The sequence below is a fragment of the Corynebacterium sp. HMSC069E04 genome (genome assembly GCF_001813175.1).
Taxonomy (GTDB): domain Bacteria; phylum Actinomycetota; class Actinomycetes; order Mycobacteriales; family Mycobacteriaceae; genus Corynebacterium; species Corynebacterium aurimucosum.
The window spans coordinates 1-11,091 of record NZ_KV811705.1; the positions used below are offsets into that span (position 1 = coordinate 1).

The following is an 11,091-nucleotide window of genomic DNA, read 5'->3' on the forward strand; positions in this document are numbered from 1 at the left end:
TGGCTGTGGCCGGAAAGCAGACCTTGGTACTCGGGAACCAAGGTGAAACGTGAACCATGGGGACCACTGAGCTGTCATCATCGTGCTTGCACCTACCCCGGCCCGGCGGCGAGCGACTTCCCACTGCATGAGGAGTACAGCGTCAGTCCATGCCGGCGCATGCAACAGCTTTCGAAGAATGGCAGTGGTGAGGTGAAAGGGAATGTTTCCCACAATGACGCAGGGAGTGGCGGGTAACGGGAAGTTGAGGAAATCATCATGGACCACTTCGACCGACGCCGAGGCGGTCTTTTTTGTGAGTTTGGCAGCTAGTTTTGCGTCTACCTCAACTGCCGTTATTGCCCTCCCCAAGTGGGATATCGGGTGAGTGAGGGCACCGCTTCCTGGCCCGATCTCAATGATGGGGCCGGAGGTTTGTTTTACAAGATCGACGATGGAGTTGATGATCTTGTGGTCTGTGAGAAAATTTTGGCCATGTTCGTGACGGCCGTATCCGTATGTAGACATCAGGTGTGCTCCGTGGAGTTGAAACGGAGCCGGGCATGGCAAATGGCCGCCCGGCTAAAGGACCGGAGCGGTTTCTAACCTGCGGGAGGGAGAAAACCGCCTTAGCGGCTGGTGAGCGGCCGCATGAAAACGGAACCTGAAATCAACATGGGCCTATCGTATCCAATTAATTTCGCAGGGTCCAATACGGTGAGAAAGAAGACAACCGCACCGCAACAGTGCAAGACCTCTCTGGATTGGAATTTGTCCTACCTTCGGCTCGTCGTACAGACGCCACTGGCGTATTTTGTCTCTGGGCAACGAGGGGGAGTTACCCCCACCTCCGGATGTTTTTAAGGTGCACCCCTTATTACGCTGTGGTGCGGGAGTAGTTTTGTCCGACTGATCGGACTACCCACCGACGTGGGGCGGGTAGTTCGAGGTCCCAGCAGATGATCGCGTCGATTTCGCCGCGTTCAAAGGATGCCACCATGGCGTCGTAGTCGGGGCGAGCCACATTCTTCTTTGACGCGGAAATGGACTGATCGACGTAGTTATGTCCTATGTCCAACGTCCAAGCCACGCTGCTTTGCAATGGCTTCACAGTCCTGACGCTGCCGGTCGATGGTGAGGCCATCCACGTCAGCGTCTCGCGAGATACGAAGGTAAATAGGAGCGCGTGTTGCCAAACGCTTTTAATAAGGCCCTTAGCTAACATTGAACTTAAAACTCGACGCTCTATCCACTCAACGTCCTCGTATGGTCCTGTCTTGCTTTGTAAGCGATTGGTACATCTCAGAAACCCCGGTGTTCACGATCTCTGTCTTCACATAGATAAAGCGCGTTGGCAATTATTACCCTTAAAGAGTGATTACCAACGAACTTCGAAATTTACTGGCCAAAGCAACCACCCATGCACAGCGTTTTCAGGACGGAGAAGACCACACTGTAGCCGCAGCGCTCCTTACCAAATCAGGAAAACACGTACTCGGTTTGAACGCGCACCATTTCCTCGGTGGTCCTTGCGGGGAGATCTCGGCTTTAGCCAACCATGCTGCTAGTTATCCAGAGGACCCAATCCAAGCAGTAGTCGCCGTATACGGACCTACTGGTCAAATTATGGTGCTGTTGCAACTTGGGGCGGGAGCCAAGAAAGCTCCGTTTTTATTGTGTGATCAACGCTATGTGCCTGTGTTGTCAGGCCGTCTCGAATACCCGGCTAACAATCACTGCATCCGGATTCGGGTGACCATAGGCAAACATCGTGCCCTGCCCCTTCCGCAATGAGTGCATCGCTTCCATCCCTTTCAACGTCCGGTAGGCAGACGTTTGGTTTTTGAATGCTCCTTTCGGCCCCAGGATCCGCTTTAACCGGCCATGATCGCCTTCAATGACGTTGTTGAGGTATTTCACCCGACGATGCTCGACCGTCGATGGACAGACGCCTTCCGCCTTCAGCTCAGAGATTGCCCTGGCGAGTGAGGGGGCCTTGTCGGTGCTGATCACCCGCGGATAGCCTGCCGATTTATTCGACCGCAGCGTCTTCGCCAGGAAACGCTTCGCTGCCGCGACGTTGCGTTTTGGTGAGAGGTAGAAGTCCAGGGTCTGGCCACCTGCGGTGATTGCCCGATAGAGGTAGCACCACTTTCCCCCGACCCGGATATAGGTCTCATCCACCCGCCAGGACCTGGCCTGCCAGTCAGGAACTTGCCGATACCACCGGGTCTTCTTATCCAGCTCAGGAGCATATTTCTGGACCCAGCGGTAGATCGTGGTGTGATCGACCGGCACTCCCCGCTCGGTCATCATCTCTTCGAGGTCGCGATAGCTCACGCCGTAGCGGCAGTACCACCGCACCGCCCACAGGATGATTTCACGAGGGAACTGCCGACCGGAGAAGATGCCCATGGACCTGATTATTCCACGCCGGTCTTCCTACTGCCCCAACTTTGCAACAGCACCTTTCAAGAAACATCTTCAATCTTTCCACGAAACCCCTGGCCGGCCGAAGGAAAACGGCGCTCAATAAAAGGAAACTCCCCTAGTGCTTCTCGTCGTTGGGAGCACTAGGGGAGAAGCCACCTGCGGGGGGGGATTGTGGCTTTTTATTTTCCTTCCGTCCGACTATGCGCCGGGGGAGGTGCGCTGCGGAGACCCAAAACCATACCGCCTTACAACGCGCCCGCAACCGGAATATCCCTCAGCAAGTGGATAGCTTTAAATTTCGAGATGCGCATATATGCATATGTGCATATCAGTACATGCGCATAAAGTGATTTTTAGTTCAGCTCTCTACTTAATGGTTTCCCTCCACATAGCATGATATACACACATGCGCATGTCGCTACCTGGAGAGATCTTCTCTAAATCTATTCTTGCTTTATGACTCGAGTAATTTCCGTGATTCAGTCGAAGGGCGGGACAGGGAAGACCACACTTTCGGTAATGCTCGCAGAGGCAATTCGGAAGATGGGTTATACGGTTGCAGTCGCAGACGGCGACCCCCAGCAATCTGCCACCCGATGGGCGAGCAGAGTAAAGGATTTTCCATTTCCCATCGAATCTGTCCGCAGTTCAAATGATTTCCCTGGAGTAGTCAGGAGAGGGAACAATCCGGACTTTCTTATAGTCGACACCCCTCCAGGTGGTTTAGCTTTCATAACCGAAAGCGCCGAGGCTGCCGATTTAGTCCTTCTTCCAACTGGTGTTTCCCCGATGGATATTGATCGAACGCAGGTCACACTTTCTTGGCTAATAGAAATGGGGATACCAACAGCAGTTGTTCTGTCGAATGTCGACAGAAGGGAAAAACTTCTAGATGAAGTCCATGCCGAACTGGAGGGTGATGAAACTGCAGCGCTTGCTGAAACAGTCATCCCAACGAGGGCGGCTACACGTCGCGCTTTCGGAACAAAGCCCAGTAGTACGAAGGTTTGGGATTCTTTGGCTCGAGAAGTAGTCGCAGCATTTGAGGATTAAGGGGTAGGCAATGGCAATTCCAAAGGCTAAAAATAAGGCGCGGGAAGAATCGTCTGGAAATAAGTCGGAGGTCTCGCCTTCAACAAAGATGTTCGCCCAAGCTAACGATAAAGCGACACGCCTTCAGTTGTACGTCCGCGATCGGCAATTGATTAAAGAGCTCAAACTCGCCGCAGTGGAAGAAGAGAAGAGTATCTCCCAACTTTTTGAAGAGTGGGCAACACGATGGCTCGAGGAAAGAAGCTAACTATCTGGTGTATATACCTACATACACATATGCGGATATAGGTATATACACATATGCGCTCTAGTGCTTTTACCTCGCTGTTTCTAGAGCTCTGGGCCTTGTTCTTCTTCAAGGTCGTCAGCAGGTGCTTGTTCGTCAGTGGTATCGCTGTCGCTGGTAACGCTTTGTTGCTCGCCACCTAGGCCGAGGCTAGCGAGGAAGTCGAGGCCTGCTTGTGCGCCCTGGTGCAGATCGCCGGCGTCTTCGTCCTGGGTGTTGTCGGTGTTGTCGGCTTCTGGGGTGGTCTCAGGTGCTGATGGTTCTTCTTCCACCTCGTTGTAGGAGGTGTCTGGCTCGTCATAGTCAGTGGTGTCGTGCTCGTAGGCGGCGGCGATGGTGTCTGCCATCATGTCGCGGATGGTGTCTTGGGCGGATTCGTCTATGCCGAGGCGGCGTAGTTCGTAGGTGCGTTGTGCGGCCAGGAGGTTTACTTCATCGGCGATATAGCCTGCATGGTCGGCAACATCGTTCGGGATTTCTTCTTCGCGCAAGCGGGTAGCGATGTCGGCGCGGTCGGCCCAGTCCATTTTCTCGCGGCGGATAGTATCGAGGCGTTGTTGCAGCCTATCGGTGTGTTCGCTGTCGTACTGTTGGGCTGCGTGGAGGCGCTTGTCCCATTCTTCGTGGTCCTCGGCGCGGTAGCAGATTTCCTCCCACAATCGTGCCTCCGGAAGGTTAGCGCCGGTGTCTTCAATGGCCTGCTGCGCTAGGCTGCGGCGCTGTTGCGCCTGTTCAAGACGCTTGTGCGCATGGTCTATGCGCTGTTGGTAGGTGCCATAGCCTGCCGCGTCGTGGTCATAAGCCCGCTCGGCTACCGGGCGGGTGTAATCATCAGCCAGTAGGCGTTGGTGCTCAATGTCTGCCAGGGCAGCTTCTTCTTCACGCAAGGCGGAACTGTGGTCTGCCATGGCCTGCTCATAGGCGCGAATACGCGCAGCATCAAGACGCACCTGCTGGAAGTTAGCCTTTACCTCGTTAAGGGCTGCGTCTTTGTCTTCGTAGAGGCGAGTAGTAATACTTGCTTCCTGCCAAGTGAGCGATTCCACCTTGGAACGAGCAAAGCGTGCGTGCTCTGCCAGCACAGTTTGGTTGAGCTGGTTAAGGTTTCCTTCCTTTCCAGTAAGGCGAGCAGTTTCCGCGCGATCGTAAGGGTTGTGGGTGCGAAGCCACGTATCGAGTTCTATATCTGCATGCCTGGATACAGGTGGTAGTTGGTTGCGTTTGCCCGTATCAAGCTGGCGAAGCTGTTCATCTAGGCGGTAGCGGATAAGGCGTGCCGGATCGTGGGCGTTGTCAATATCGCGGGTCGCCGCGTCCATGACGGTGCGCGGGTCAATGCCCGCGTCAATGAGTTTTGCCCAGCCGTGGCGGATAGGTTCTGTGCCGTCATCGCTGGTTTCAATCTTTTGAGCAAGGTCACCGGGCAGGGTGTCGATCCAGTCGGGTAGGTAAGCGTCGATGAAGTCGTTGGTGGCCTCATCTTTGCCCATAAGCCATAGGCTCATCATGCGATCGGGTGAGGTCTGCTCGTCTACGACGTCGGCTATGACCTCGCGTGCAGCCTTTGGGCTGTTATCGCGCGAGATTGCCTTATTAAAGACGTCCCTGACACTGGGGGCTTGGCGTATTCCTTGGTAGTGGTAGTGGCCTTCTTCGGCCAGTTCATCTAGCTGGTGTTCGGTAACAGCATAGATGTGGTTGGCGATTTTGCCGCGTGTAAGTGCCACATACAGCCCTGCTCTATCCACGTGGTGGTCGATTACCGCGCGGGTGCAGTCCACGGTGCTGCCCTGGGCGCGGTGGACAGTAGCGGCATAGCCTAGCTGCACATTGTCGTGGACGTAGTCTGCTGGCAGGCACAGGGTCTCACCGGTTGCTGTGTTGCGGGCGGTGATACTGCCGTTGTCGGCAATGGCGGTGACTGTCATAAGGGTGCCGTTGTTGATACGGGTACTCGTAGCAGTCTCATCGTCGTAGAACGTCTGGTTTTTGCGCGCCAGAATCGTATCGCCAACACCGGCTTGTTCACCTCTAGAAAGCTGAGCTTCCACGGTGGTGTCAACCTCACCGTGGGCGATGTAGTGGGCGCGGATTGTCTCGTTGAGTTCTGCCACATCGCGGTTGGTAGCAGCAATGAGAAGGCTGGTTTTACCGCTAGAAATATCAGCCAGGTAGTCTGCTGCGGCTTTACCTAGCATGTCGCTGCGTGCGCCACCATTGACCCAACCACGCTCTGTATAGAAGTCGAAAGTAGACGAATCTCCGTCACGCAAACGCAAGCTGGTGGCGGATTGTTCACGGTCTCCGCCGAAGCGCACGACTTCGGAGAGTTGATTATCCGTGCGGTCTGCGGCGTTGACCATTGCGCCGAATAGTCCGCCGTTTTCTACCGCGCCGAGCTGTTTATGGTCACCGATAAAGCGCACGACTGCGCCTGCTTCCTCGGCAATGTCTAACAGCGAGCCGATGTTAGGGGTCGAGGCCATGCCGGCCTCGTCGACGATGATCATATCGCCCGCGTTAATAGAAACCGGAAGGTCTTTAAGACTATGGCCGGGCTTTGTTGGGTGGTTTCCACGCCAGGTGTAGGTGAGTTTGTCGATGGTAAAAGCATCAAAACCTAAGTCTTTCGACAACACCTCTGCCGCCTGGGCAGACGGGGCCAGACCAATCACGTTGCGGCCTTCATTGGCCCACACGTTGGCAACCAGACGCATAGATGCAGTCTTGCCAGTACCTGCCGGGCCTACGCCGGTAGCGGCGAGTGTGCCGCAGGTAAGGAGGTAGCGGGCCATGGATTCCTGCCCTGCGTTAAGGCGGAACCCAGCCTCTGCTTCGTGTTCATCCAGTGCTTTATCAATCGCTGCAGATGGTGCGAATGCGGCCACCGGTTCGTTGAGTGCGCCCAGTGCTTTGTCTTCGGTATCGAGGATGTCCTGGGTGGTATAAAGCTCGCTATCAGCGCGGGCATCCCGGGCCTTTCCAGCCGAGTTCTTCAGGGCTTCGGGCAGTTCCAGGACGTCGAAATCATTCAAGGAAATGGCCTTATCGCGAACAATTGCTTCCACCACAGTGGCGTGGATAAGGTCGCGCTCGGAAAGAGAATCGAAGCGATAGCCTTGGAGTTTTCCACCCGCAGCAGTCGCTACATGCGAGGCGCGAAAGTAAGAACGACGTCTGACAACGGTGTCTAAAACCTCGTCGATAAGACCTGAAAGGTGGTCCTCGGAACGAAAGACTGGACGCTCATCACGTCCAGAATCTGCGGCAAGTTGGGCGATGGCAGCGAGTTCCTCTGCCCCAGTATCACGCGCGGAGACTTCCGCTTTCCAGCCTGCGCGAAGCTCTGCAAGGCTTTCTGGTTCACGCTTTGCATCACGGGTTTCCAAGATAGCTTGCTGCCACAACCGACCCACCTCAACCGAGTTAGGGGTTGCACCACGCGCGGCAACAAACTCTTCCACGAGTCGCTTATAGACCGGCTGTGCGCCGCGTCGACGCTTGGAAAAAGACTCCATCAGCGACTGCGAAATACCGTCAATCTCCCACGTAGGTTCCTTGTTGACCCCATGGTCGCAGGCGGTGAAAGTGTAGCCCATCTCGTTAGAAAGCAGGGTGTTCAAGATGGAATCATAGCGGTGCGAAATCGACTGATGATACTTCATCAAGGTGTACCCATCGATGGACAACCAGCGCCCATCTTCGGTCTGAACCTTGTTGGATACCAGCACGTGCGAGTGCAGATCCGGGTCTCCTGCGCGCGTATCGTAGTGCTTAAACTCCGACGCGACGAAGCCTTTCGTCTTGACTTGCTCACGCCCTTGCTTGCCAACTCGGGTAAACAAAGCGTTGTCTTCTGCCCACGCCATAGCTTCCTTTACGGCCTGGTGATGAAGCGCCTCAATACGCTGCGCGGTCTTCTCATCAGACAATGCCCACGCCACCGACACGGACTTAGCAGGCGAAAAAGTCAGGTCAAAACCCGACACAGACTGACGCACATTGTCCTTTAAACCATTGACCCAGTTGACGACTTCCCGGCCCGATTGCGGCTCGACTCCGTGTTCTTCAATGAAGAATTCTCGGCCAATATCCTGGACTAACTCGGCGCGTTCTTGCTTGCTCATCAACGTGCCCGTTGTCTGCCTATGGCGGCGCTCCGCGTCACGAAGTGCCACCAAAACCGGCACATCATTAGTGAAATTAGCGAAAGGACGCCCCAACTGTACGTCTTTGATTTTCTGACCTTCGGACATCTTCATATCCGCATCTGGGTGCAGACCTACGCCATACAACGCGGCCATTTGAGACTCGGTAACTTCCCCACCTTCGGTGACCGTTTCGGTGTTCAAACCGGCCAAACCAGAGCCTAACCAACGACCTGGCGGGGTGCCTTTCGCGTCGTAATACTTCGACAAACTTGGCGCATCTGTCGGCCCATCATTGGTAGCCACAGAGCGCAACAGGTACTCATAACCTGTTCCGCTATTGACTACGCGCAGGGTCATCATGCGCCCTAGTCTAGCAGCCAAAACCCGATTAACACTAAGAGTGAATATAGTGTGTTGTAAAAAGGGCGCTCGCGCCCACGGCTGCAGGTCTACAGCGCTGTCGAGAGACTGCAGGGATAGTCCACTGCTTGCTTCCGATTACGCCGAACTTCCCGCGTGGTGTTTGTGTCAGGAGCGGGGCGGTGTGTGCGCTGGCATTGTGGGTTTATGGTTACCGCAAGTAGAAGTTTGAAGAAGCGTCAGGAACTGCGTCAGCGTCTCGAAGAAGAACAGCGTAAGCTGCGCGACCGGAAGAAGAGCATCAACTCGTTGCTCAGCCTTATTGAGCAACGAGACAAGTTGAACGAAAAGATTGGTCAAGCCTCGCAGTCCATTATCGACCTAGGGGAACCTAAAGAACTCGTGCGCGAGCTCGTCGGTGTAAGCCAGCGCGATTTCAACGACATGCTCAAGACTGCTAAGGAGTCCTCCCCTAGTGCGGAGGACTCCTCTGGAGACGATGAGTCGCACGCTGGCAATGATGAGGGCCGGGACAACGACGAAGCCGCCAGCGCCACTAAGGACGCTGGCGGCGATGATGCCGATGACAATGGCGACCAGTAGTCAGTAGAGAGAAAGACAGTCTTCGACGTTAGCGGCTGCGGCTACTGTTGCTCGTTCAGGTCGTACTACTCACCGGGGTTGACGGGCGCGGCGTCATACGGGTTGGAGTATGGCGAGTCGTTGGTCTCGTCCGTAGCGCGCTCGTAGTGGTCAGCCATGGAGCAAACCATCACGCCGAGGAAGGTGAGGAAGAACCAGATGATTACCCAGGCGATTACTCCGCCTAACGCTCTGATGATTCCTGTTCCCAATCCTGCGCGTCGTATCTGGGCAATGAGCATCCAGACCAGCATGGCGATGAGTGCAGATGGGGACATGGTTGGTAGCCGATAAATGGCAGTGCGCCCACGGAAGCGTCCTTCCTCTCTGTGGCGCGCGCCGCTCATGATGCTGTTAAAGAGTTTGAGAAGACTCCACCAGTCTTACGTGTGGTAAACATTGTTTACACAGTGTCGATTAAACAATTCTATCGACAGTCCCAAGAGTGGCAGCAATGGTAAACAATGTTTACCATTGCTGCCAAGGAGAGGATACTGCATATGAAACAAGCACCCCACCCTTCCGGACGTGTGGTGTCTGTACGGATGCCAGATGAAATCATTGAACGACTCGACACTCTCTGCGATAGGACAGGACGTAGTCGAGGTTTCTACTTAAAAATGGCTATTACAGCCATGCTTCCCAAACTAGAAGAATTCCATTGGAATCAAGTGGCTGCAGACTTCGAAGAGAAGACAATCAACAACTTGTTTAACCAAATAATGCTCAACGGGCTAAAAGACGAGCCCGAAGAACAACAGTGACTCCACTAATACCTTAGGTTCCGAGCAAGCTTCATCAAAGCAAACGGCCAATAAGGCTTCTTGGCAACAGCCGCCACCATTACTAAATCTCCCAGTAAGTCACACTGATGTGATTTAATAGGCGGAGAAAATAAAAAGACGCGCCCCACACCCGTGGGGTGCGCAGCGCGAGCGGCACACACCCTCGGTTCAAGTCCAGGGCGCGCACATTCCTCAAAACATGAGGAAACCCCCGCATCATAGAGTTGGCGCTCTAGCGGGGGCCCAAAAAAGAAAACGACACCGACCGTGTCGGGTAAGACTTTACCACTTCCCCACGGACAGTGAGCAAAGCACAACACGGGCGGTGTCGATAATCCAAAAGGAGACCACGGCACCATGCAGCCCCCACACACCCCAGACGAGCGCCGCGCCAAGCTCGAAGCAGTCAAAGAACTAGCCCGCAGGCAAGAACACGACGCCGCACAAGAACTCCTCCAAGCCCAAGACGTCGGCTACACCTCCAAACTCTTCGTCCAAGCACTCTTCCCCTACCGCAAAGCAGAAAACAATGAGCGCGTCGTAGAAACTGCACAAGGGATAATCTCGGTCTACTCTCGCAGAGGTCTCCCCTACGGCAAGTATCCGCGCCTCATCATGGCCTACGTCATTACCCGAGCAGTAGAAAACGCTGGACGCCTCAAAGAAGGGAAAATCGACGAGCAGGAAGCGCGCCGCATCCCGCTCGGCCACTCGATGAACCATTTCCTCAAAGCAATCGGCGTTCTAGGCCGCGGAACTGGCGGAGCAACAGGCAACCTGAAAAACATTCGCGAACAAATCCTTCGTATCGCAGGTTCTACCATTACCGTCGAAAGCGATGACGGAGTGCACGCTCAAGGCAGCAACACCCAAATCTTGGACGGCTGGAACCTCTGGTTCGACCCCCGAGACCCCAACCAGGGAAGCTTCATTGAGTCAGAGCTAGCGCTAACCGAAAAGTTCTTCAAGCACATCGCAGAATCCCCCATCCCAATCGACCTCAACGTCCTACGAGAACTCACCAAACCCCGCTCAATGGACATCTACATCTGGCTGACTCTCAAGCAGTATTGGCTGGCGAAAAACAACCGCGACGCCTACACCTTCACGTGGGAAATGATGGCCGCAAACTTCGCCACCAAAAAACTCACCAAAGGTCAAGATTGGGTAAACTTCCGCACCGATGTCAAGAAAGCCATTCACGACATTTTGACTGTTTGGCCTAACGCCGGCATCACCGCCGACGCCAACGGAGTCATGGTCACCAAGACCGCCACCTCTATTCGACAGCGTCCACCAAAGCCCCAACTCGACTAATCCCCAGCAACCGTTAAGCGCCCCACTCGGGCGCTTTCTTTATGCCCAAATCAGACTGCGCATATTTACCAATACAGGTGCGCAT

10 protein-coding genes are annotated in these 11,091 nt (G+C 54.6%); 5 read left to right on the forward strand and 5 right to left on the reverse strand.

The features are described from left to right. The 3 genes from erm to HMPREF2896_RS12025 all read right to left on the reverse strand — a co-directional run. A partial coding sequence (erm, locus tag HMPREF2896_RS12015; RefSeq protein ID WP_141754793.1) for a 23S ribosomal RNA methyltransferase Erm occupies positions 1-507 on the reverse strand: 507 nt, incomplete at its 3' end. A gap of 349 nt (positions 508-856) precedes the next feature. After that, the gene (locus tag HMPREF2896_RS12020) at positions 857-1,090 is read right to left on the reverse strand and encodes a recombinase family protein (protein WP_224784272.1); all 234 of its coding nucleotides are present in this window, start codon (positions 1,088-1,090) and stop codon (positions 857-859) included. Positions 1,091-1,683: 593 nt separating this feature from the next. Continuing rightward, positions 1,684-2,394, reverse strand: a complete 711-nt coding sequence (locus HMPREF2896_RS12025) for an IS6-like element IS1628 family transposase (RefSeq protein WP_011069225.1) — start codon at positions 2,392-2,394, stop codon at positions 1,684-1,686. A gap of 474 nt (positions 2,395-2,868) precedes the next feature. Between HMPREF2896_RS12025 and HMPREF2896_RS12570 the strand changes: the two genes are divergently transcribed. Together HMPREF2896_RS12570 and HMPREF2896_RS12030 are read left to right on the forward strand one after the other, a co-directional pair. Next, entirely contained in the window at positions 2,869-3,465 is a 597-nt protein-coding gene (locus tag HMPREF2896_RS12570; protein WP_049147792.1) for a ParA family protein, read from the forward strand. Between the two features lie 10 nt (positions 3,466-3,475). Further along, a complete protein-coding gene (locus HMPREF2896_RS12030) occupies positions 3,476-3,712 on the forward strand; it encodes a hypothetical protein (protein WP_046095264.1) in 237 nt (78 codons plus the stop codon). Positions 3,713-3,795: 83 nt separating this feature from the next. On the opposite strand, the gene mobF is transcribed toward HMPREF2896_RS12030, so the two are convergent. Then, positions 3,796-8,262: a MobF family relaxase gene (gene mobF / locus HMPREF2896_RS12035; protein WP_070684820.1), complete on the reverse strand. Its 4,467-nt coding sequence runs from the start codon at positions 8,260-8,262 to the stop codon at positions 3,796-3,798. A gap of 228 nt (positions 8,263-8,490) precedes the next feature. On the opposite strand from mobF, the gene HMPREF2896_RS12040 reads away from it, so the two are divergent. After that, positions 8,491-8,865, forward strand: coding sequence for a 3-deoxy-D-manno-octulosonate 8-phosphate phosphatase (locus HMPREF2896_RS12040; RefSeq protein WP_232770592.1), 375 nt, complete (start codon positions 8,491-8,493; stop codon positions 8,863-8,865). 65 nt (positions 8,866-8,930) lie between these two features. On the opposite strand, the gene HMPREF2896_RS12045 is transcribed toward HMPREF2896_RS12040, so the two are convergent. Beyond that, the gene (locus HMPREF2896_RS12045; RefSeq protein WP_070776360.1) at positions 8,931-9,182 is read right to left on the reverse strand and encodes a hypothetical protein; all 252 of its coding nucleotides are present in this window, start codon (positions 9,180-9,182) and stop codon (positions 8,931-8,933) included. Between the two features lie 222 nt (positions 9,183-9,404). Here HMPREF2896_RS12045 and HMPREF2896_RS12050 point away from each other — a divergent pair, with 222 nt between their 5' ends. Next, on the forward strand, positions 9,405-9,668 hold the full coding sequence (locus tag HMPREF2896_RS12050; RefSeq protein WP_080970368.1) for a ribbon-helix-helix protein, CopG family: 264 nt from the start codon (positions 9,405-9,407) through the stop codon (positions 9,666-9,668). A gap of 378 nt (positions 9,669-10,046) precedes the next feature. Beyond that, on the forward strand, positions 10,047-11,006 hold the full coding sequence (locus HMPREF2896_RS12055) for a replication protein RepA (protein ID WP_049377316.1): 960 nt from the start codon (positions 10,047-10,049) through the stop codon (positions 11,004-11,006). Positions 11,007-11,091: the final 85 nt, after the last annotated feature.